The sequence below is a fragment of the Nonomuraea jabiensis genome, from assembly GCF_014204795.1.
GTDB classification, from domain to species: Bacteria; Actinomycetota; Actinomycetes; order Streptosporangiales; family Streptosporangiaceae; genus Nonomuraea; species Nonomuraea jabiensis.
Genome location: NZ_JACHMB010000001.1, coordinates 427,316 through 450,313, shown reverse-complemented (window position 1 = coordinate 450,313; position 22,998 = coordinate 427,316). Strand labels below are relative to the sequence as shown.

Below are 22,998 nucleotides of genomic sequence, written 5' to 3'. Positions count from 1 at the left end.
ATGGCGGGGGCGGGCGGGGGCCCGTGCCCCCGCCGCCGTCAGAAGCCCTGGATCCCGAGTGCCTGGGCGAGCTGGGCGAACTGTGACTGTGTGGTGGAGGTCACCTGTTCGGGGGTCATGGTCCCGTTGACCATGTTCGCCAGGTTCACGTAGAAGTCCGGGTTCACCGCGGCGTTCTGCTGCATCGAGCCGGCCGCGTCGTCCAGCGCGGCCGTGGCCTGCTTCACGACCTCCGGCACCCCGGGGGGAGTCGGTACGGCGGGCTCGATCGACACGGTGCCGGCGGCCTTCACGTAGTCGGGGTAGTAGGTCTCCAGCCAGAACCGCAGGAACTGCCGGGCGCCCGCCTCCCGCTTCGGATCTCCGGTCTTGAAGGCGACCAGGGCGTTGTCACCCCCGGGCACCGACGTGGCGATGTTGCCGTCCTTGGAGATCGGGAACCAGCCGATCTCCCGGTCTATGGTCGCCGTGTCCGCCGTCGACTGCATCAGCGACGCGAACGAGGTGAGCTGCAGCACCATCGCCGCCTCGCCCTTGAGCAGGGCCGGGCCGGACTCGGTGTACTTGGAGGTCTTGTCGTCCTTGTTGAACAGACCCTGCTTCACCATGTCCTGGAACTGCCGGACGGCGCCGAGGATCTCCGGGTCGGTGAACTTCTCCTTGTTCTGGCTGACCCGCTCCCACAGGCCCTTCTTCGACGCCTCGGCCAGCAGGACCTGCGGCCACCACTGGGTGGGCCACTGGTCACCGGCGGCGCCGAAGAACGGCGCCACCCCCTTCGCCTTGATCTTCTGGGCGTCGGCGAGCAACTCGTTGAAGTTCTTGGGCGGGCTCGTGATCCCCGCCTTCTGGAACACCGACTTGTTGTAGAAGACACCGAGAACGGAGGGGACGTTGACGAAGGCCGCGTAGTGATGCCCGTTCACCAGACCCAGCTTCTGGATGGCCGGCGTCTGCTTGGCCAGCCACGGCGCGCCGTCCAGGCTCTGCAGGGCGGTGGACGGCTTGAGCAGCGCGAGCATGCTGCCTGTCGGCTGCCAGGTGGCGAGGTCCGGTTTGGCGCCCGTGGCCAGCTTGGTCGGCGCGTTGGTCTCGTAGACGTCGGGAATGACGACCTTGTTGATCTTCGCTCCGGTTTTGGCCTCGAACGACTTGATGACGTTGTCGGCCATCGCGGCGGTCTGCGTCGACATCCACAGGGTGAGGGTCACGCCCTGCAGGCCGGCACCCGGGTCAGGCCAGGTCGTGGTGACCGGCCCGGCTGTGGCCGAGGACGTCCCGGGGTTGCCCGCCGAGCAGCCGGCCAGCAGCAGCGCCCCGCACGTGGCGGCGGCTGCCCCGCGGAAAAGGCGTCGCGTCTTCATGGATTCTCCTGGTGTGTGGTGGGAGGTGAGGGCTGCCACGTTGAAAAGGGATCAGCTCTCCGGCCGCAGGCGGAGCAGGCGTGCGGACGGTCCGGGTACGGCAGGACAGACCGTGAGCCGCGCGGTGGAGGCGTCCCACCGCTGCTGCCAGCCGGGTAGCGTCGCCGGATACTCGGTCTCCACCCGCAGCCGGCGGCCGCGCAGGCCGGGCAGGTCCACGTGGATGTCGTGCGGCCCGCCGTCGCGTTGCCATACGGCCAGGCGCACCGTGTCACCGGTGCGCAGGCCCAGCGCGACGACCTCGTCGGACCAGGCGGGCAGCCCCAGCGGCCAGAACGGCTCGGCCGTGGCGACCTCGGCCCTGATCCGCTTGTGCACGGCCACCCCGTCGGCGACGAGCTCCCGCTCGGCCCGGCTCATCTTGTCGAGATGCCCCGACAGGTAGAGCCGTCCGGCCAGACCGTTGATCATGGTGAAGGCCAGAGCCTCCGCGGGCATCCCCGGCTGCGGGTAGGCCCAGTTGCCGGCCTGCTCGGGAAGCATCGTGGCGGGCGCGGACGCCGCGATGGCGGCGTAGAGCCGCCAGTCCTGCTGGTCGGAGGTGGACTGGAGCTGGAGGCGGGAGAGCAGGGCGTAGTCGGCCCGCATGGCTCCCGAGGCGCAGTTCTCGAAGATCACCTCCGGGTGGCGGCCGAGCAGGGCGTCCAGCCACTCCAGGTGGGCCCGGTTGTGCTCGAGCAGTCCCTCTCCCGGCTGGAGCGCGCCCCGGTCGGTGCCCGGCCCCGGGGTGACGTTGTAGTCGAGCTTGAAGAATCCGGTGCCGTAGTCGTGCACGAGGCGATCGACCACCTCGTCGAGATGCTTCCTGGCCGAGGGGTGGCGCAGGTCGAGGAAGTACCGGCCGTGCTCCACGATCCGCTCGCCGTTGCGGCTCAGGAACGCCTCGTCAGGCAGCATCGCGGCGACAGGGCTGCGCACCCCGACGACCTCCGGCTCCAGCCACAGGCCGGGGCGCATGTTCCTGGCCCTGATGTGGTCGAAGACCCGGGCGAGCCCGCCATCCGGAAAGCGGCCGGTCGAGGGGCGCCACTCGCCGACGCTGTCCCACCAGTTCCCGCCGTCGTCGTACCAGCCCGCGTCGACGCAGAAGTACTCGGCGCCGGTCTCCGCGGCGGCGTCGATGAGAGGCAGCAGGCGCTCGGTGGTCGGATTGCCCATGAGGGTGTTCATGTAGTCGTTGAAGATGACCGGCAGCGCGTCGCCTGTGGGATGCGCGCGGCGGATCGCCCTCCGCTGCCGGGTGAGGGCGGCCAGCGCTCCCTGGCAACCCTCGTCGGACACGGCGACGGACACGGGAACAGCGACGAAGCGCTCCCCGGGGAGCAGCCGGGTGCTCCACTGGTGGTCGAGGTCGGTGGGGCCGCTCAGCACGAGGGAGACGGCGTTCGCCCCGTCGCGGCGGCGGTCCACCTCCCAGCGCCAGGCGCCGTTGTGCTCGATCTGCCAGCCCCAGGCCCGGCCGGTGCGGGCGCTCGCCAGGACGCCGGTCGGCAGGTACTCGCCCGAGGACCAGGTGCTCTTGCTCACCGTGACGAGCGCGCCCCGGCCGTCGTGCCGGTGCAGTTCGCTGTTGATGTCCGCCAGCCCGTCCGGCCCGGACAGCGGGATGGCCGCCCACCTGCCCTCTGCGCACCAGTCGGCGCGCGCCCGCCACAGGACCAGGTCGCCGTCGTCCGCCGTCTCGGCCAGCGCGCCGGAGGCGAAGGACGACACCATCTGCAGAACCCGGGGCGCCGACCCGGTGTTCGTGACCTCGGTCCAGGTCTGCAGGGCCGGGACGTCCGTCCTGGCGCGAAAGACACTGGTCGCCTCCAGCCCGGTCACCTCGTCACGCTGCCTCACCCGCAGCTCCCGCCAGTCGCCGTCCGCCCGCTCGACGGCGTCCACGAACCGGAGCCGCGATCCGGCGGCGGTGTCAGTGAACCGGGTGTTGGACAGCCCCCGGCCTTCCCCCAAGACCATCAGCTCGACCAGCGGCTGCACCCGGAACGGAGCCACGGGGCTCGGTGCGGGCGACGCGGTCCCGAGCCTCACGATGCGGGCGGGAGCGTCTTCGGGCCGCTCGAGTACCAGGTCGAGTGAGCCGGGACGCCACTGGATGGTTCTGCTCGTCATCACGTTCCTAAAGCCGGACATACGGTGCGGTTCAGCTATGAAAACGTTTATCAAGCGATGTGGCAAGGGGACCACGGGAAATGGCCTGATAACGCTTTCAACACGAGATGTCGTGAAGGCGCATGATCACGCGTTCGCGCGGTCTCCCAGGGTTCCTGGGCCGAGGTCAGCCGGCGGGTGGAGCGGTGCTTTTGCGCACGACCAGGCGCGGGGTCGACCGCGCCGCCTCGACCGGCACGCCTGCCAGCCTGCCGAGCAGGAAGTCGACCGCCATGCGCCCCAGTTCGGCGAAGTCCTGGCTCATCGTGGTCAGCGAAGGAGTCCAGATCTCGGCCAGCGGATGGTCGTCGAAGCCGACGACGCTGACGTCCTCGGGGACCCGCGAACCCTCGTCCTGCAAGGCCTTGATCACGCCGAAGGCGACCTCGTCGTTGCCGCACAGCACCGCGGTCACGTCGCCGCGCCTGGCCAGGCGCGCGCCGGCATCGAGGCCCGAGCGCGGGGTCCCGTCACTCTCCACGATCTCCGGAACCGGGGCTCCCGCCGCCTCCAGCGCCTCCCGCCAGCCCAGCAGCCGCCCGCTCGGCCGGCCGGAGGCCGGTATCCCCACGTGGTGCACGGTGCGATGGCCCAGTCCGAGCAGGTAGTTCGTCGCGTCCCGCGCGCCGGCGTGGTCGTCGAACAGGGCCCGCGGGACGCTCCTGCCCTGCCCTGCGGAGGACACCGCCGCCACGGGGAGCGTGTCGGGCAATGCCGCCAGCGCCCAGCTGCCCTGGATATCGAACTCGAGCACGATCATCCCGGCGAGCGGCTGGTCGAGCGCGAGGTCCACGGCCACCCGCGCCGACTCCTCGTCGTCGCCGTCCAGCATCGTCAGGGCGACCACCAGGCCGACCGCGCGGGCGGCCTCCTCGATCCCCCGTATCGTGCTGGTATAACCGTATCGGGTGGTGTCGCTGGTCAGCACGCTGATGATGGAGCGCCGGCCAGTCACCAGGGCGCGCGCCGCGGCGTTAGGGCGGTATCCCAGCTCCTGGATCGCGCGCAGGACCTGCCTGCGCTTGTCGGCGCTCACCGGCGCGGACCCGCTCAGCACCCGAGACACCGTGGGGACGGACACGCCGGCGGCCCTCGCCACGTCCGCGAGGACGGGAGGGCGGGTGTGCGGGCGGCGGGTCACACCGGTAAGCGTACATACCAGGAGGTGAAGGCTCAGACGGGCGGCTCCTCCGCCTCTGACAGGTACGCGAGCTGCGTGGCCAGGGTGGCTCGCCCAAGGAGATCGCTCGCGCGCTGGGGATCACCCGTCAGCGGCGGCCCCCTGATCCGCGCGGCCATGGCCGAGGCCTGGTCCGACCAGCCGCTGAGCGAGGCGGCGGGCTGCTGAGTCGGGGGTGGGTGTGGACGGCGGGTCGTGGGACGATGCGGCGTTCACCTGGTTGCGCACGGGTGACGTGGCGGTGCTGCGGGAGCGGCGGCCGCCGGCACCGCGCCCGCGTACTCGATCACGTCACGGATGCCGGTCCCTGTCACCCCTGCGTCCGGCCGCCAGCAGCATGGCGCCGAGCAGGGCGGGCCTTTCAAGGTTCCGCCGCACAAACGTGCTTCCTTCCAGGGGGATGAACCGTCGTGCGCGAGGTGCGCAGATGATCAGGAAGTGGCAGGTTTGAAGGTGCTGTCGGCTCGGAAGGCGGAGGTGCCCTGGTCCTTGTCGAGCCAGAGCTGGTGGTGGCGGTGGCGGATGAACCGGCCGGGATAGTTGAGCGACTCCAGCCGCACCCTCCCCGCGCCCGAGGCCGGCTGGGCGAGGAAGGTCGCGTCCCGCTCGAACAGCTCGGTGCCGTTGTCGGCGTCGAACCGCAGAGCATGTTCATGTTCGGGGTCGGGGTCGGGGTCGGGGTCGATGGTGACAGTACGGAAGCCCACACGGCGCCGGACGACATCCGCCGGGTCATCCGCCGGACAGCACGGTCCCGGTCACCCGTTCCTCGCGTCCGTCCACCGCGGCCACCACGGTGTACGCCCGGTCGTCGGCACGGTCCAGTTCCAGGTTCACGTCGATCCTGCCGTGCCGTCCGCTTGAACGGTCACGAGGGGACGTACCCGTACCAGCCGTACGGGTGGGGGTAGGCGCGCTGCCGCCGGCCGAGACGGCCCTCCATGTCCTCGGCGTAGATGAGTGCGGATTTCGGCGTCACGGCAAGGTCGTTGCGCCCCTCGCGCAGCACCTCGCAGACGTCGAACCGGTAGCTGCGGTCCGGAGAGAAAGTCGGGCACCGGCCCGCCCACGGCAGCCAGGTGCCATCCGTCGTGGGACCGTGGTACGCATCATCGGAACAGCTCCGATCGGTCGGCGGCGTCGGACCTCACACAGAGGCACGTAATAAACTTAATTAAGTCGACGCTGCCGGGCTGAAGTCGATCGCCGTCGTCGGAGAGGCCCATTTGGGGGCATGGTTTGACCTGGCCGATCTTCGCGCCGATCAAGCTTCCGAGCTCTGCTTAGACTCACAGTTCAGGTTTTGCGCCACCGCTGGCCGCACTTTCGTAGGCATCCGAACAAAGTAGGAGGCGCCTCATCGGAGCAGATGAGTTCGGTAGGCCATCCCGGCGACGTCACACGGCGGTCGCGTCCGCCGCCTCGCCCTCGGGGGACAGTGGTTGGGCGCTGTCCGTCGGACGGCCGCGGCCGAGGGTCAACTCGCTCTGCAGGACGAGGACCGCCCCACCGATCGCCGCGGCGTCCGATCCGCTGACCGATGGCACGACCCGCACCGGGTGAGCCCGCCGCGCGAAGGTGCGGCGGTCCACCTCCTCCTGGATCACCGACTGGTAGATCGAGCCGGCGACCGCGAAACTCGGCCCGGCGAGAACCACCGTGTCGAGGTCGAACAGGGTGGCCATGGTGACCGCGGCGTAACCCAGATAGCGGGCCGACCGTTCGACCAGGCCCCGGGCGGCCGGGTCACCGGCGTTCGCCGCGGCCGCGAGCCGCGCGAACTCGGTGAGGAAGTCGTCTCCGGCCGGGTCGAGCGCCAGCCGCTGGCCAAGCCCGGGCGTCGTCAGCGCCTGCCTGACCACCGCCGCCGGGCCGGCGTAGTTCTCCAGGCAACCACGGTTGCCACAAGGACACTCGTCCCCGTTGACGTCGATGGAGATGTGGCCGATCTCCACGCCGTTCGAGGAGCTGCCGCGATACACCTCGCCTGCGATCACCACGCCACCGCCGATCCCGGTGGCCATGTAGATGCAGCCGTAGGCGCTGCGTGGCTCCACCGCCCCCATCCAGTACTCACCGATCGCGGCCGCCGCCGCGTCGTTGTCCAACAGGACCGGCAGACCGAGGCTCTCGGCGAGACGGTCCGCGATCGGGTAACCGAACCACTCCTCGGTGGGCTGCGGGGTCAGCAACACGCCTGCCTGCCGATCCTGCGGCCCATAGCTGACCAAGCCGACTCCCAGCACCTTGTCGCGATCGACGGCCGCCGTGTCGAGCAGCGCGTTCACCTGGGTGGCCACCGACGACAGCCCGCGCTCCGGCGGCATGGAGGACACTCCGCTGAACGACATCCTCGCGATCTGCCGACCGGCCAGATCGACCACGACGATTACGCACGTATTGCGTTCCAGCTGCACCCCGACGCTGTAGCGGGCTGAAGGATTGAGCTGGACGAGCATCGGTCGCTTGCCACCCGTCGACGCCCCCAGCCCCGCCTCGACGACCAGACCGTCGACCATGAGCTCGCGCACGACCTCGGAGATCGTCGGTGCCGTCAAACCGGTCGCCCCCACGAGCTCCACCCGGCTGATCGCCCGCGCCGCCCGGATCAAGTCGAGCACCATTCCGCGGGTCTTCGTCCGAGTTGCCCAGATGGGGCTCGTCACCGTGCCACCTCCCACACCCTGATGTACAAAAGCTACCTTATTTTCAGCGATCCGCCGGACGAGCAGCTCCACGTCAGGCCCTTGAGCTGGGGCCTATCCCGACCTCCAGGTGCGCTGCTTCCTGAAGATATCTTCGCGATTGACTTTTATAACCTTGCTAACTAAGCATGCTGAAGCAGCTGACCGCATCTATCTCAAGTGGAGGGATCAGATGAAACATCGTCATGCGCTGCTCACGTTCGGCGCCGTCGCAGTCCTGGCACTGGGCAGCATGGCAGCGACCACGCTCCCCTCGTCGGCTGCCAGCACTGGCTGCTCCGTCACGTACACCGTCCAGAGCCAATGGCCCGGCGGATTCACCGCCAACGTGGCCATCAGCAACCTCGGCTCCGCCGTCAAGGGGTGGACCTTGACATTCGACTTCCCCAACGCCGATCAGAAGGTCACCCAAGGCTGGAGCGCCACCTGGACGCAGTCCAAAGCGCACGTATCCGCCGCCAGCCTGAACTGGAACGGGTCGCTGGGCACCGGCGCGTCCACCTCCATCGGCTTCACCGGAGCATGGAAGGACGCCAACCCGGTACCCACCTCGTTCGCGCTCAACGGCACAACCTGCACCGGCTCGGTGACCACGCCGACCCCCACCACGACCACCAGTCCCACTCCCGACCCCAGCGATCCGGCACCACGCCTTCGAGTGTCCGGCAACAAGATCGTCACGTCGGACGACAAGCCTTACCGTCTGCTCGGCGTGGACCGCTCAAGCGGCGAATACGCCTGCGTGCAAGGCAAGGGCCAATGGGACGGCGGCCCGGTCGACCAAGCCTCGGTCGATGCCATGAAGAGCTGGAACATCCACGCGGTGCGCCTGCCGTTGAACGAAGAATGCTGGCTCGGCGTCAACGGCTCGCCCAGCGGCGCAACCTACCAGCAGGGCGTGAAGGCCTACGTCAACCTGCTGGTCGCCAACGGCATCACCCCGATCCTCGACCTGCACTGGACTACGGGCGCCTACAGCAACGGGCCGGACTGGCACTGCAAGGACGCCACCGCGACGTGCCAGAAGCCGATGCCGGACGCGCAGTACGCCCCCCAGTTCTGGATCAGCGTCGCGAACACCTTCAAGGGCAACGACTCTGTCGTCTTCGATCTGTTCAACGAGCCGTACCCGGAGATCGGCAGTGACTGGAACAAGACCCTGGGCTGGCAGTGCCTGCGAGACGGCGGCACCTGCACCGGCATTCCCTATGAGGTGGCCGGCATGCAGGACCTGGTCGACGCGGTCCGGGCAACCGGCGCGACCAACGTCCTCATGGTGGGCGGTCTGGAGTGGGCCAACGACATGCGGGAGTGGCTGGCATACAAGCCGAACGACCGGCTGAACAACATCGCCGCGTCCTGGCACGCGTACAGCTTCAACGCCTGCGCCACCGCGTCCTGCTGGGACACCCAGATCGCCCCGCTCGCCCAGCAGGTCCCCGTAGTGATCGGCGAGTTCGGCCAGGACGACTGCGGCTACGACTACATGGACACGCTGATGGACTGGGCCACCGCACACGGCCTGTCCCACCTGGCATGGACCTGGAACCCGTGGGGCTGCAGCACCGGCGGAGTCCTTGTCAAGGACTGGAACGGTACCCCCGAACCCGGCGTCGGCGAAGGCTACAAGGCCCACTTGCTCACCCAGAACCCTTACACAACCCCGTAACCAACCGCCGTCGGGCTGACATTCGACGACGGACCCGGCTGCGGCCGCGTCGTCGTCCCCGCCGCCCGGCGGCGGGGACGCCGCCGCAGAGATCATCCAACACGTCAGCACATGACGCCGGCCAGTGCCAGGACCTTCGCGTAACCGGGCGGGTCCAGCCTGGTGGAGACGTACCAGGCGGTTCCCGATCCCACTTGGTGCCGGGTGACCGCCGGGCGGCCGTCCGCGTACGTCGCGGTCGCCGTGGCGCCCGTCAACAGGACGGTCTCGCTCCAGAAGTCGCCGGTCGTTCCGTCGGACAGCGTCACGGGGCTGGTCAGCGGCTGGAACTCCGTGACCCGGACACCGAGGACGTCGCGCAGGGCGCCGGGGTAGCCGCCCAGCCGGACGCGGGTGTCAGGATCGACGACGCCGCTGAAGTACGACACGATCAAGGTGCCGCCGCGTTCGACGTACCCGGCGAGGTTGGTGGCGGCCTCGTCGGAGATCAGGTAGAGGGATGGCACCAGGACAACCCGGTAGGACGAAATGTCGTGAGAGGGGTGGACGAAGTCGGCGGCCATATCGTGCTGCCACAGCACCCGGTGCGCCTGCTCTACCGACACGCGGAAGTCCAGCCCGGTGGCCGGCAGGGCGGGGTTCTGGAGCGCCCAGTGGGCCTCGTCGTCCCAGAGGATGGCCACCTCGGCGGCCTCGGGGGGCCGCGCCGGAGGAAGCGCGCTGAGCGTCCGGCCCAGTTCCACGACCTCGCGGAAGACACGGCTGTCAGCACCCGCGTGCGGGACCATGCCCTGGTGCCACTGCTCCGCCCCGCCACGTGAGGCCCGCCACTGGAAGTGCAGCACCCCGGCGGCCCCGCGTGAGACGTATTCGAGGCTGCGCCGGACGTGCTCTCCCGCCTCCAGCGCGACTGTCCGCTCGGGGGTGTACATGGCCGCGACGCCCTGCTCCATCAGCATCCACGGCTTCCCGCGCGCCCAGGAGCGGGCGAGGTCAGCGGCGAAGGCGATCTGGGCGAGGCCGCCGTCGCCGGGTTCGTCGGTGTAGTGGTCGATCGCCACGAGATCGACCACGGCTGACCATTTCCAGTGGTCCAGGGGCGTCCATCCGGCCATCACGTAGTTGGTGGTCACCGGCTGGTCGCCGTGAACGCGCAGGATGTCGCGCTGCTCAAGGTAGTGGGCGAGCAGCGCGTCTGAGCAGAAGCGGCGGTAGTCCAGCAGCTGGGCGGGGTTCGCCCGATACTGGGTGGCCCGCGGCGGCAGGATCTGCTCCCACGACGAGTAGTGCTGGCTCCAGAACGCCGTGGTCCACCGCTCGTTGAGCGCGTCGAGAGACTTGTGCCGGTCACGCAGCCAGGCGCGGAAGGCCGTCGCACAGTGGTCACAGTGGCAGATCGTGCCGTACTCGTTGTGCACGTGCCACATGGCCGTCGCCGGGTGCGCGCCATATCGCTCGGCCAGCGCCGTCACGATGCGGCGCGAGGCCGCCCGGTACGCGGGAGCGTTGACGCAGTACGTGTCCCGGCTGCCATGGGCGAGCCGGACCCCGTCGGCACGCACGGGCATCGCGTCCGGGTAGGCCAGGGTGAACCAGGGCGGCGGAGACGCTGTCGGAGTCGCCAGATTGACCTGGATATCGTTGTCGTGCAGCAGATCGAGCACGCGATCGAGCCAGCCGAAGTCGTAGACCCCCTCCGACGGCTCAAGCCGCGACCAGGAGAAAACCCCCACGGTGGCGAGATTGACACGTGCCTGACGCATCAGCTCGACATCCTCCCGCCAGACGTCCTCGGGCCACTGTTCGGGGTTGTAGTCTCCGCCGAAGAACATGCCTACTCCATTCGGGGGTGTCGCGGCCGCGCCCACTAGTCGCTGCCGGTGACGAAGCCCTGGATGGCGACCACCGCGCCGCCACGGGCCCATTCGCGAAAGTCGTCCGCCTCGATGATCACCTCGACCGAGTTCGTCACGCCGCGCCGGTCGGCACTGAGAGCCCGGCCGAGATCGTCCTTCGCGACGCGGGCCAGTTCAACGCCTTCACCGACCACGATCACCCTCTTGACCATGGAGAACGTCGCGATGTGGGCGATGAGCCTGCCGAGAGCGTCCGCGGCCTCGCCGACGACGCCGAGGCACACCTTGTCCCCTCGCGCGGCCAGGCGCATCACCTCCTCGTACGTCACCGGCCGCCGTAGTCCTTGTCCGGCGGCGGTCACGATCGACTCGCTGGACAAGTACGCGGCGGCGCATCCGCGGTGGCCTTCCGGGCACATCGGTCCGCCGCCGTTCAGCACCAGGTGGGCGAACATGCCGAGGTCCGCCTCGGTCGCGGCCACCAGGTGGTCGTGCACGACGAGGGCGTAGCCGATCCCCGCCCCGATCGAGACGAGCGCGAAGTCGCGCAACCCGCGGGCCGCCCCGAACCAGTGATGCTGGTGGGCCAGCGCCGCCACGTCGTTCTTGACCACACATGGGACGCCGAGCGCCTGCTCGAGCAGGCGCTTGAGCGGCACCTGCCGCCAGCCCAGGAACCCCGAGTCGACCAGCGGCTCGCCGCCGAGCTGAACCGCGGCGCGGGCGTCGCCGCCGAGCGTGACACCGGCGCCGACGGGTGGTTTCTCGCCGCCGGACAGCTCGTCGAGCAGCCGCCGGGCCTGGCGGCACACGGCCTCAGGAGCGTGGTCGGAGATCGGCTCGTCGCGGGCCGCGACGATCTGGGCGCGCAGGTCGGTGACGACGGCGTGGACGTGGTCCGCGGTCAGCTTGACACCGAAGAAGCGGTGCTCGCCCGCGGCCACGTCCAGGGGGCGAGTGGGACGGCCGTTGACCGGGTCGTGCACCACGTCGCCTTCGACGAGGATCCCGGCGTCGACCATGGGCTTGGTCAGTCTCGTCAGGCTGCCGGTCGACAGGCGCAAGGTCCTGGCCAGCGCGGTACGGGACGCGGGGCCGTGGATGATGAGCTCCTTGACGATGGAGCGTGCCGCGTCCGGCAGGTCGTCCCACATGCCGGACCAGCTTCCGGACTCAACCTCCATCAGCCTCACCATCCCCTGTTAGCTTTGTCGCGAAACTAGCATGTCCCCGGAGTAACCGCACCTTCACATAGAAGTCAAGGAAAAGTGCGCACAGGTAGTGACATTCCTCTCATCCTGTCTCTAGGTTGGCTTTGTTGCGAAGCCAGATCGCTTCGCAGTGAAGGAGGCAGGATGCGTATCTCGAGGCTCGGCGGCTCCATCGCGGCGCTCGGCACGGCCGCCGTCCTGGCGGCCTGCTCGTCGGGCACGCCCGCGAGCACCGGCACGCCGGCGGCGAACGCCGGGCCGGTGACGCTGGAGTTCTGGTGCTGGGGCTCCGCCCAGAAGGCCAACGTCGAGGCGTTCAACAAGGCCCACCCGAACATCCAGGTCAAGCACACCGACGTGGGAGGTGGCACCGACACGGCGACCAAGCTGCTCACGGCGAACCGGGCAGGCAACGGCCCCGACGCCGCCTGCATGGAATACGAAACCCTGCCTTCCATGATCGTGGCCGGGGCGCTGGCCGACATCTCCGCTTACACCGGCGACGTGAAGGACGCCTTCAGCCCGGAAGTGTGGGACCTGACCAGTTTCGACGGCGCCGTCTACGGAGTGCCGCAGGACGTCGGCCCGATGGTCCTGGTCTACAACAAGAAGCGGTTCCAGGAGCTGAAGATCGAGCCGCCCGCCACCTGGCAGGACTTCGCGAAGGTCGCGGCGGACGTGCGCAAGAAGGACCCCGAGGCCTACCTCGCGACCTTCGCGCCATCGGAGTTCGGCAACTTCGCCGGGCTCGCCCAGCAGGCCGGCGCCTCCTGGTGGAAGGTCCAGGACCAGACGTGGACGGTGGGCATCGCCGACCAGGCCTCCCTTGAGGTGGCCGACTTCTGGCAGGGGCTCATCGACAAGGACCTCGTCAAGGCCGAGCCGCTGCTCACCCCCGAGTGGAACAACAAGCTGAACAAGGGCAAGATCCTCACCTGGCCGGCCGCCCTGTGGGCGCCGGGCGTGCTGTACGGCATCGCGGAGAAGCAGGCGGGCGACTGGGCCATCGCGCCTCTCCCGCAGTGGAAGGAGGGCGACGACCGGGTGGCCTTCCAGGGCGGCTCCGCGTTGACCGTCACCAAGGCCTCCAAGCACCCCGAGGCCGCGGCGACGTTCGCCAAGTGGATGGAGACCAACAAGACGGCGTACGACGTCCAGATCTCGCTGGGCGAGTACCCGGCGTCGCTGGCCGGTCAGCAGGCCGCGAGCAGCAGTCCGCCGCCCAAGCTGACGGCGAACCAGAAGGACTACTGGGACATCGCCACCAAGGCGGCCCAGCGCACGATCCCGCACATCAGCTGGGGTCCGAACGTCAACACCGCCAAGAGCGCGTACCAGGACGCCGTCTCCGCCGCGATCAAGAACCGCACCCCGCTGAGGGACGCGCTGACGAAGACGCACAACCTCGTGGTGGAGGACATGAAGACCACCGGCTTCAAGGTCGCGGGTCCATGACCGCCATGACCAGGGCCGAGCGCAGATCCCGGGCGCCGTATCTGTTCGTGGCACCCGCCGTCCTCCTCTTCCTGGCCTTTCTGGCGATCCCCATCGGCTACGCGATCTACCTCAGCGCGCGCGGCCTGCGGTTGACCGGCAAGGGCATCTTCGGCACGCGCGAGGAGGTCTTCGTCGGACTCGACAACTACCTGAAGACGCTCACCGACCCCGAGTTCTTCACCGGCTTCGGCAGACTCGCCCTCTACGGCCTGATCAGCGTGCCGCTCACGCTCGGGCTGGCGCTGCTGTTCGCGCTGCTCCTCGACCACGCCGGGTCGCGGGCCAAGAGGTTCTCTCGCACGGCGATCTTCATCCCGTACGCCGTCCCGGGCGTGACGGCCTCGCTGCTGTGGGGCTTCATGTACCTGCCCTCGACCAGCCCGTTCAGCTACCTGACCCGGGAGCTGGGACTGGGTGAGATCCCATTTCTGGGCGCGGGTGGCATCTACCCGTCGCTGGCCAACATCGCGGTGTGGGGCGGCGTCGGCTTCAACATGATCATTATCTTCACTTCGCTGCGCGGCATCCCGTCGGAGCTGTACGACGCGGCACGCATCGACGGGGCCTCCGAATGGCAGATCGCCTGGCGGATCAAGATCCCGCTGGTGGCGCCCGCGCTCGTGCTCACCGGACTGTTCGCGCTGATCGGAACGCTGCAGGTGTACGGCGAGCCGACCACCGTGAGACCGATGACCACGGAGATCTCTCAGGATTGGGTGCCCTTGATGCACATCTACCGCAACGCCTTCATCCGGGACGACCTGCCGCTGGCCTCGGCCGCCTCCGTCCTGCTGGCCGCGGGCACTCTTGTGGTCTCGGTCGTGCTCCTGAAGGTCACCCAGAAGCGGGCCTTCGGAGGCATGCGGTGAGTGCCACCGGCCACGTGCTCCCGCACCGGCGCGCCCAGATCCTTCCCACCCTTGTCCTGCTCATCGGCTCGATCTACTGCCTGGTGCCCGTCGCGTGGGTGCTCGTGGCTTCGACCAAGTCGAGCGGCGAACTGTTCTCGACGTTCACCTTCGCCCCAGGAACGGGCCTGCTGGACAACCTGCGCGACCTGTTCACCTACGGGAACGGCCTCTACCTGCGGTGGACGGCCAACAGCGTCCTGTACGCGGTCGCCGGCTCCGCGGCCTCGACCCTGATCTCGACGCTGGCCGGATACGCCCTGGCCAAGTACGAGTTCCGCGGCCGCAACATCCTGTTCTACGCCATCCTGGCCGGCGTCCTCGTGCCCGGCATGACGCTGGCCATCCCGCAATACCTGATCATGTCCGAGATCGACCTGGTGGGCGGCTACTGGTCGGTCCTGCTGCCGGGCCTCATCTCACCGTTCGGCATCTACCTGGCAAGGGTGTACGCGATGGCGTCCGTCCCGGACGCGACGATGGAGGCGGCCAGGATCGACGGGGCGGGCGAGTATCGCATCTTCGGCTCGATCGGGTTGCCCATGATGATCCCCGGCATGGTGACGATCTTCCTGCTGCAGTTCGTCGGAACCTGGAACAACTTCCTGCTGCCGTACATCATGCTGTCGGACGAGACCAAGTTCCCGATCACCGTGGGCCTGTACACCCTGCTCAGCAAGGGCTCGGGCCAGCCCGTCCTGTACGGCATCGCCATCGTGGGCGCCGCCGTGTCGGTGATCCCGCTCATCGCCCTGCTGCTGTTCCTGCAGCGCTTCTGGCGACTCGACCTGCTCAGCGGAGGGTTGAAGGGCTGACGCCCTGCCCGCGATCCTGCCCGCGATCCTGCACTGGGGGCCGGACCTGGGCGTGCTCGACGACGAGTCTCTGGCTCACCTCGCGGCCGAGCTGCTGGATGGACATGCCCGGGTTGTCCGGCCACCACCCGGGACAGAGCTGGTCCCCGGTCACGCCTCCTGGTTCAAGGTCGCGATCGTGTTCTTCGACTGGACCGGCTCCAGGAACATCCTGGCGATCGACCCTGTCGGCATCGCGGAGGCGGCCCGCTCGAACGGCCCGCTCGAACGGCACGGTGGTGACGGGCATCCCGGCCAGGCGGCACCAGAGCGGCGAGCTCGCCGGCGATCCGCCGATAGCCCCACAGCGAATTCTCCCGCGCCAGGCGTGCGCGTCACCGTCGAACGGCGGATACGCGCCGCCTACCAGGCGCCCATCGTCCTGCTCGCCGAGGCCGCCCTGACCTCGCCGGCCGCCGAGCTGGAACGCACCCACCCAGGCGCCGCCGCCTCGCTGCGCGAAGGCCTGAGCGAGACCCTGACCGTGCGTGCCACCAACACTGGCTCGCACGTTGCGCTCAACCAACCCCATCGAATCGATGATCTCCATCTGCCGAGACCACGCCACCAACGTCAAACGCTGGCAGCGGGCAGATGGCGAAGCTCGGGGCATCCTTGTCCGAAAATTCAGGATCCGCTCACCGCGCGCAGCCTGGCCCGGTACACCTGGCGAGCCTGATCGTGCACATCCCGGTGGGCGGCGCGCTGCGCGGCCGAGGCGAACGTGCCGTCCGCGTCCAGCAGCGGCTCCAGGAGGTCCAGCCAGCGCAGGCACCACTCGACGTCGGCCCGCCTGGCCACGTGATCCCCGATGTAGACCGGGCTGGTGTGCGCATAGGCACCCCCAGGGTGCATTGACCGGGGATGCGGCCCGCCTCCCGCCACGGCGACCACGTAGGTCGGTTCGTGCACGGTGAGCTCGGCGGTGAGCAGGCCGGGCCCGCCCTCCGCGATTACGCCGTCGGCGGTCCTGAGCTGGAGCCACTCCACCTCGGGGCCGACGGTCCGCGCGGTGATCGTGACGGTGTCGCCCTCGGCCGGCCGCATCGTGTCGCCCGGCCGGTGACCGCCGACGTCGAGCTCGAGCCAGGGGCCCGTGGTGGCGAACGTGCGGCCTCGCCGTACGGCTTCGGCGAAGGAAACGGCGGTCAGCGGCCCATCGACCCAGGCGTATACCCGCTCCCAGCCGGGCGGGCTCGACGCGGTGCCGCGCCGCGATATGGACAGCACCGCGTCGGTGCCGGCGGTCACCGCGAGCCGGTTGCCGGCCCCGATGAGCCGGCGATAGACCACGGCGGTCGCCTGGATGGAGGAGTGGTTGAGCACGTCCAGGCTGTCGATCAGGCCGAGCGCCGCGTCCACCACGATCTCCCTGGCCGAGCAGTTGCGCCCGGCGGCGACGGCCCTGTCCGGCGGGTCGGTGTCGCTCAGATCGGTGTGGAACGGGTGGCCGTAGCCGGTGACCGCGCCAAGGCCGCGCAGTTCCGCCAGCGGAACGCTGTTGGGATGCGCGTCCGGACTGTCACCGAAGCCGCTGTGGAAGCGCGTGGGCAGGCCGGTGAGACCGAAGGCACTGAAGTGTCCGAGCAGGTCATTGCGGTATTCCACGCCGAACCTGGCGACGTGGCTCTCGTCCGACCACGGCAGGTCCCGCCCGACCCACTCCTCCAGCAGCTCCCGGTCGTAGACCCGCTCACCTGCCACGTTGCCCGCGACCAGGTTCAGCACGTGCAGGTCCTCGCCGATCTGCGCGGCGGCGGCCCGCTCGGGGGTCGCCGGCTCGTCGCCCATCCAGTTGAGGTGGACATGCAGGTCGCCGCCGTACCAGCCGCGGGCGGCCGCGTCGTAGAGGCGTTCGGGCGTCAGCTCGACGGTCAGCTCCTCTCCCGGCGCGGGCTCCACGTCCACCGCGGCCGAGCCGTACTCCATGCCGCGCGTCACGGACACTGTGAGGCGCTCTGCGGGAACGTCGATCTCCAGGTCGTCGCCGTGGAAGTACGGTCGCAGCCGGGCATCCAGAGCGCGGACGGCGCCCCGCGGATACCATCCCTGCCCGTCCCCGCTGGTGACGGTCCACCTGCACGGGAACCCGGCACGCAGCCGCACCCGGGCTGCGCGCGCCCGCCTGGCGAGCGCGCCGAGGTCAATCCGCTCTCCGGCGATCACCGTGCTGGCGCTGGTGATCGCCACCAGTTTGGCGCCTCCCGGCGGAACGACGTGCGCGACGCCGTCGACCGTCACGGTGACCTCCTCCGGCATGCCGGAGTCCAGCAGCAGCGTGGTCGAGAGCGGCGCGTCATCAAGTACGGCCAGCGTCCGGGCCTCCAACCGGTGCCCTTCGGGAGTGAGGCGCAGAGCCGCCAGGTTGTCCAGGACATCGCCACCCAGCGCGTCCCGTACCACGCCGTCCAGGTCGAGCTCGCCCATCCGCGCGTCCATGTCGCGGCGCGTCCCGCCGAGCTGGCGGAAGCAGGCGCTCCAGTAGTCGTAACCGTTCATGAGGTAGGCGCTCGTGTGCACCTCCCCGACGTAGGGGATCAGCTGCTCGCCCCACGTCACCCCATGGCGGTCGAGCAGGCGGCGGTAATCGTGCACGGACCCCTCCATCAGATCGCGGAAAGCAGAGCGCGGATGTCCTCGTCCCCGGGATCCAGACGCGCCGCGCGCTCCAGATCCGACCGCGCGCTCTCCTGCTCGCCCAGGTCCCGCAGGGCCACGGCCCGGTTGAACAGGAAGGCGGGGCTCTCCTCCAGTTGGATGGCGCGCGTCAGATCCGCGACCGCTCCGTCCAGGTCGCCCAGCTCGTACGCCAGGACCGCTCGGCCGGCCCACGTGGTCGCCGCCTCCGGATCCAGATCCAGCGACGTGCGGAACGCCGTCAGCGCCGCCTCATGACGCCCCAGCGTGGCCTCCGCCTGCCCCAGGGCCGCCAGCAGGTACGCGTTGCGCGGCTCCAGCTCCAGACCGCGGAGCGCGTCCGCCTTGGCCTTGGCGTGCTCGCCGAGAGCCGCCCAGATCCCGGACCGGTTCACGTAAGCCGCCACGAACTCGGGGTCGAGCTCCAGCACGTAGGACAGGTCGGCCAGCGCTCCCTGGAGGTCGCCGCGCGCGAACCGGATCTCGGCCCGGTTGTAGTACGGTTCGGGCAGCGGCAAGCCGACCTCCATGGCGGTCTCGTAGTCGGCGACCGCCTCGTCGTACCGTCCGAGCTGGTGCAGGGCGTTCCCACGATCGATGTAGTAGTCGGGGTAGCCCGGGTCGGCGGCGATGGCGGCGTCGAGGTCGGGCAGCGCCTGCTCCGGCTCGCCCGCCATGGCCAGCAGCGTCGCGCGGTTGGCCCGCAACACCAGCCGGTGGATCGGGTGCTCGCCCTCGGCCAGGTCGCGCTCGGCCAGGTCGATGGCCTGCTCCACCAGGTCACGGGCGGCGTCGTGCCGCCCCCGCCGCACCTGCACCAGCGCCGCGCCGTTGAGGTCGAAGCTGAGGTGGAAGGCACGTTCGCGCCGGTCGGGCAGCAGCGAGGTGATGATGATCGCCTCGTTGATCCATGCCATCGCCTCCTCCGGGTCACGCCGCGCCGGATTGTGATGGCGGACCAGGAGCATCGCCGTCAGGTAGGCGGACGTGGCGCGTTCCTTCGGCCCGACACCGCGCCGCCGCGCCTCGTCGAGCAGCCTGCGCGCATCGTCTTCACGGTCGATGGAGGAGCAGGCCAGTGCCACGCCGTACGCGATCCGCCACCAGTCATCGGGGCCGGCCAGCGCGAGCGCGCGCTCGCCGAGGTCGGCCGCGGCGTGGTGGAAGCCGGCCATGAGGCAGCGGCCCATCGCGTCCCATAGCGCCTTGGCCGCCAGCTCGGGATCGCCGCCCCGCTCCCGGTGGTAGGCGAGCTCGCCGAAGCGCGGCCGGATCAGCCCTGACGCTTCGAGGTCCGACGCCCGCAAGTCATGCTCCTCCGGGGTCAGGTCGGGCTCCGGAGCGTCGCCGGAGTCGATGACGTCCAGCGAGAGGCGACGCCGGACGACGTCCAGGAACTCGTGATCGGTGGGGTCTGCCTGGGCCAGGTTGGCGACCGTGAGCCTGATGGGCAGGAGCGGGCGGAGGTACTCCGCCAGCCCGTTGGCCAGGCGCAGCGTGTGGCGAGGGCCGGGTATCAGGATGCGTTCGGATCTGGCCAGCTGGTCGGCGACCGACGTCCGCCGTACGGGGATGTCCAGGTCCGGCGCGACCGCCCGCAGCTCCAGGTCGTGGAGCTCCGGAGCGGCCACCGTGGGCACGGTCGCGTGCGCGAGCGCGGCGGCGATCGTGAACGGGCCGTGGCGCCTGTGCGCGTCGACGGTGAGTTCTAACACGATTCCTCCTGGAGAGGGCGGGACGGCACCCCGCGCAGCGTGCGGAGGGGTGAGGCGAGCATGACCGCGGTCGGGAGGGCGAACGTCAGCGCGCCGAGCGCCAGTGTCGCCCACAGACCGATCCAGGTGGCGAGCAGGCCGAACAGGACAGCGAAGAGAGGCTTGGAGCCCAGGGCGAGCCAGCGGGAGGTCGCGTTCATCCGGCCCATCAGTTCGGGCGGGCAGATCAGCTGGCGGAAGCTCCGGTTGGCGGCGATGTAGGTCATCTGGACGGCGATGGCCAGGCAGTGCCCGACCGTGACCAGCACGTACCCGGCCATGCCTGGACCGGCCAGCAGCGTGGGCACGAGGTCGAGCGCATACCCGACGACGCCGAAGAGCATGAGCCTCGGCAATCCCCATCGCTGGGTGAGACGTCGGGTGAGCAGCCCGCCGACGATGCCGCCGGCCGCGCTGACGGCCATGCAGATCCCCGTTTGCGCGGCCGTCCAGTGCAGCTCGTTGTAGACGTAGACGATCCACAGCGACCACACGCCCCCGATCGCCGCGGAGACCAGCGCGTTGGCGAGGACGACCGGCCGCATCAGTGGGTCGCCGAGGACGTAGCGCAGACCCTCGAGGATCTCGGTGCGGAGCCTGGCCCCGGCCGGTCGGGGAGCGGGCACCGGCTCCTCGGCTCTGACCAGCGCTAATGTCGTCGCGCTGACCAGGTAGGAGACCGCGTCCACGGTGACGGCCCGCGCCGCGCCGATTGCTGTGATCAACGCGCCGGCGCCGCTCTGCCCGGCGACGGTGGCGAACGACATCGACACGCTCAGCTTGCCATGCCCCTCGACGAGCTGCTCGCCGCGCAGCAACGTGGGCAGGTAGCTCTGGTACGCGGTGTCGAACATGACCGAGAGGAGGGCCGCGACCACGGCCACCGCGTACAGCTGCGCGAAGCCGAGCCCGTCCAGCAGGGCGGCCAGCGGAACCGAGCCGAGCACGACGGCCTGGCACACGTTGCACCAGATCATCAAGGGGCGGCGGCGATGCCGGTCGACCAGGGCGCCTACGGGCAACGAGGCCACGAGATGGGGCAGGAAGCCGCAAGCCGTCAGCAGGCTGATCTGCAAGGGTGAGGCACCCAGCACGGTCATGGCGGCGAACGGCAACGCCACCGCCGTCAGCTCGGTGCCCGTCATGCTGACCGACTGGCCTGCCCAGAGCAGCATGAAGTCGCGATTGCGCCAGAGGGAACCGGCTCGGGACATCAGCCGACCTTCTCCTATCTAGATCATTTAGTTTAGGAATTATCTCTGGAAGGGCATAGAATGTCCATGGTGTTACCGGCTCGTACATATGTGGACCGCGGAATCGAGCACAGGAAAGCGGGAGAATTCCGTTTCGCCGAAATGGCATTGACAACGGCTCTCACCTTGTATAAAGAAGCGCGTGATCATCGTGGCGAAGCCGACGTGCTGGTGGAGTTGTCGCAGGTGCAATATGCCATGGGCGCCTCTTCCGCGGCGGCGGCTCATCTGGGCCGCGCGATAGTGCTGTACCGTTCACTGGGCGATCGTCTCGGTGAGGCGCGGGCGCTCGACAGCCTGGGCACGGTCCGTCATCTCACTGGAGACTGCGCCGCAGCGCTGGAGTCCTTCGCTGCCGCCCGTGCGCTCTTCGAGCGTGAGGGGGATCGGCCCGGCATGGCCCGGGCAGCCAAGAACCTGGGCTTCGCCCACTACTTGAGCGGTGACTTTCCCCCCGCACGCGAACATCTCGGCGCCGCGCTCGTGCTCTTCGCCGAGCTCGGCGACCGGCTCGGCACCGCCAATGCCCTCAAGAACCTGGGTGTCGTGCAGCAGCTCACTGGAGACCTCGACGGCGCCTACGGGACGCTGATCGAGGCGCTGTCCGTCTACCGTGAGCTGGGGAGCAGGATGGGCGTGGTGAACGCGCTCACGTGCCTGACCGTCGTCCAATACCGCACCGGCGACCTCGTGGCCGCGCGATCAAGCGCCCAGGAGGCGCTGGAGGTGGCGCGGGAGCTGCCCTACCCGGTGGGCGAGGCCGACGCGCTGCGCGAGCTGGGCTTCGTGGCGCATCTCGGTGGCGATCCCGAGGGCGGTATCAAGCTGCTGGAGCAGGCGCTCGAGTTGTTCGAGACGACAGGGGACCGGCTGGGGCAGATCGAGGCGCTCAACCGGCTCGGCACGGTGCTGCTCGACGGCAGGAACGCGCCGGGGGCGGCGCTCGCCGCCTTTCATGCGGCACGCGAACTGGCCGAGGCGGCTGGCAGCAAGCATGAGTGGGCACGTGCGGCCGAAGGCATCACCCGCTGCCAGGAAATATCAGGACCTTGACAGATATGAAGATCTGACGGATTCTCGTGACGGCAATCGCCGATTCATTCATTTCGAGGAGAAAGGGCGACTACGCAATGAAGAAAATCGTCATCCATAAGCCCGGAACGGTCCGGCTCACCGGTGCCGCTACCCCGAAGCACGCCGACCCCACCGTGTAGTCGGCTGACAAAAGCGGGCGCCGGCCGCCGGCTGTCGCCCGCTCTATTTGTGTGCTCGTCGGCGTCCGGCACCGGTATCAGCAAAAGCGGGCATGCGCTTATTGTCCAGGAGCGATCACGACAAAGACATCGAGATTTTGGTTCTGCGGCACCAGTTGACGGTGTTGCAGCGGTAGGTGACCAGGCCCGTGCTCACGCCGGATGACCGGTTCGTCCTCGCTAGGCTGCTCCACTGCCTGCCGATGGACCAGCTGCGGGACCTCATGTTGCTGCTACGGTCGGAAACCCTTCTGAGGTTCGTGACCTACTGCGGCGCCGTCACTCCGCAGCCGGCGCATCTGCTCGGCGTCACCGCCAACCCCGCCGGCCCGTGGATCACCCAGCCGCCTGTAACTTCCTGCCGAACGCGTCATCAAGAGCCCACCGCAAGCTCCGAAGGCGAACGCGCACTGCGAAAGGCTCATCGGCACCCTACGCCGTGAACTCCTGGACAGCACGCTCATCCTCAACGAGCACCATCTACGCCGTACCCTCACCCGCTACCTGGCGCACTACAACACGGCCCGACCTCACCTCGGCATCGGACAGCTGTCCCCATCGCAAGCCGAAACAGGACCGCCAAGCCCCACAAGAGCCCATTTTCGCCTCGCTGAAGATAAGCGCCACTCTGTCCACGAATGTC

General features: G+C 69.1%; 15 protein-coding genes and 2 pseudogenes. 7 read left to right on the top strand and 10 right to left on the bottom strand.

Translation table 11 applies throughout. The annotated features are described in order from the left end of the window. Positions 1–38: 38 nt before the first annotated feature. The 5 genes from HD596_RS01965 to HD596_RS01945 form a co-directional block, all read right to left on the bottom strand. Positions 39–1,364 carry an ABC transporter substrate-binding protein gene (locus HD596_RS01965; protein WP_185067598.1) on the bottom strand — a complete coding sequence of 442 codons (1,326 nt, stop codon included), beginning with the start codon at positions 1,362–1,364 and terminating at the stop codon, positions 39–41. Positions 1,365–1,415: 51 nt separating this feature from the next. Next, a complete protein-coding gene (locus HD596_RS01960) occupies positions 1,416–3,539 on the bottom strand; it encodes a glycoside hydrolase family 36 protein (RefSeq protein WP_185067597.1) in 2,124 nt (707 codons plus the stop codon). A 166-nt stretch (positions 3,540–3,705) separates the two neighbouring features. Beyond that, positions 3,706–4,719, bottom strand: coding sequence for a LacI family DNA-binding transcriptional regulator (locus HD596_RS01955; protein WP_185067596.1), 1,014 nt, complete (start codon positions 4,717–4,719; stop codon positions 3,706–3,708). A gap of 470 nt (positions 4,720–5,189) precedes the next feature. Next, positions 5,190–5,465 carry an AbfB domain-containing protein gene (locus tag HD596_RS01950; protein WP_185067595.1) on the bottom strand — a complete coding sequence of 92 codons (276 nt, stop codon included), beginning with the start codon at positions 5,463–5,465 and terminating at the stop codon, positions 5,190–5,192. A 690-nt stretch (positions 5,466–6,155) separates the two neighbouring features. Next, on the bottom strand, positions 6,156–7,496 hold the full coding sequence (locus HD596_RS01945; RefSeq protein ID WP_185067594.1) for an ROK family protein: 1,341 nt from the start codon (positions 7,494–7,496) through the stop codon (positions 6,156–6,158). A gap of 82 nt (positions 7,497–7,578) precedes the next feature. On the opposite strand from HD596_RS01945, the gene HD596_RS01940 reads away from it, so the two are divergent. Continuing rightward, a complete protein-coding gene (locus HD596_RS01940) occupies positions 7,579–9,132 on the top strand; it encodes a cellulase family glycosylhydrolase (RefSeq protein WP_221519136.1) in 1,554 nt (517 codons plus the stop codon). A 104-nt stretch (positions 9,133–9,236) separates the two neighbouring features. Here HD596_RS01940 and HD596_RS01935 read toward each other — a convergent pair whose 3' ends face one another. Together HD596_RS01935 and HD596_RS01930 are read right to left on the bottom strand one after the other, a co-directional pair. Next, entirely contained in the window at positions 9,237–10,964 is a 1,728-nt protein-coding gene (locus tag HD596_RS01935; protein WP_185067593.1) for a beta-galactosidase, read from the bottom strand. A 35-nt stretch (positions 10,965–10,999) separates the two neighbouring features. Beyond that, positions 11,000–12,172 carry an ROK family transcriptional regulator gene (locus HD596_RS01930; protein ID WP_185067592.1) on the bottom strand — a complete coding sequence of 391 codons (1,173 nt, stop codon included), beginning with the start codon at positions 12,170–12,172 and terminating at the stop codon, positions 11,000–11,002. Between the two features lie 171 nt (positions 12,173–12,343). Between HD596_RS01930 and HD596_RS01925 the strand changes: the two genes are divergently transcribed. From HD596_RS01925 to HD596_RS01910, 4 genes and pseudogenes are all read left to right on the top strand, one after another. After that, the gene (locus HD596_RS01925; RefSeq protein ID WP_185067591.1) at positions 12,344–13,654 is read left to right on the top strand and encodes an ABC transporter substrate-binding protein; all 1,311 of its coding nucleotides are present in this window, start codon (positions 12,344–12,346) and stop codon (positions 13,652–13,654) included. Then, a complete protein-coding gene (locus tag HD596_RS01920; protein ID WP_185067590.1) occupies positions 13,651–14,565 on the top strand; it encodes a carbohydrate ABC transporter permease in 915 nt (304 codons plus the stop codon). The genes HD596_RS01925 and HD596_RS01920 overlap by 4 nt, the downstream gene beginning before the upstream one ends. Continuing rightward, positions 14,562–15,419, top strand: a complete 858-nt coding sequence (locus tag HD596_RS01915; protein WP_185067589.1) for a carbohydrate ABC transporter permease — start codon at positions 14,562–14,564, stop codon at positions 15,417–15,419. The genes HD596_RS01920 and HD596_RS01915 overlap by 4 nt, the downstream gene beginning before the upstream one ends. Before the next feature lie 367 nt (positions 15,420–15,786). Beyond that, positions 15,787–16,136 (top strand): annotated as a pseudogene (locus tag HD596_RS01910) (IS256 family transposase); the annotation flags it as partial. Here HD596_RS01910 and HD596_RS01905 read toward each other — a convergent pair. The 3 genes from HD596_RS01905 to HD596_RS61200 are packed head-to-tail and all read right to left on the bottom strand — an operon-like array spanning position 16,086 to position 21,063. Next, positions 16,086–18,053, bottom strand: coding sequence for a CehA/McbA family metallohydrolase (locus tag HD596_RS01905; protein WP_313042338.1), 1,968 nt, complete (start codon positions 18,051–18,053; stop codon positions 16,086–16,088). The pseudogene HD596_RS01910 and the gene HD596_RS01905 overlap by 51 nt on opposite strands. Before the next feature lie 11 nt (positions 18,054–18,064). After that, on the bottom strand, positions 18,065–19,810 hold the full coding sequence (locus tag HD596_RS64590; RefSeq protein ID WP_185067587.1) for a tetratricopeptide repeat protein: 1,746 nt from the start codon (positions 19,808–19,810) through the stop codon (positions 18,065–18,067). Continuing rightward, a complete protein-coding gene (locus HD596_RS61200) occupies positions 19,804–21,063 on the bottom strand; it encodes an MFS transporter (protein ID WP_185067586.1) in 1,260 nt (419 codons plus the stop codon). The genes HD596_RS64590 and HD596_RS61200 overlap by 7 nt, the downstream gene beginning before the upstream one ends. 90 nt (positions 21,064–21,153) lie before the next feature. Between HD596_RS61200 and HD596_RS01890 the strand changes: the two genes are divergently transcribed. Together HD596_RS01890 and HD596_RS65510 are read left to right on the top strand one after the other, a co-directional pair. Beyond that, on the top strand, positions 21,154–22,155 hold the full coding sequence (locus HD596_RS01890) for a tetratricopeptide repeat protein (protein WP_185067585.1): 1,002 nt from the start codon (positions 21,154–21,156) through the stop codon (positions 22,153–22,155). A 572-nt stretch (positions 22,156–22,727) separates the two neighbouring features. Continuing rightward, positions 22,728–22,901, top strand: a pseudogene (locus tag HD596_RS65510) (integrase core domain-containing protein); the annotation flags it as partial. Positions 22,902–22,998: the final 97 nt, after the last annotated feature.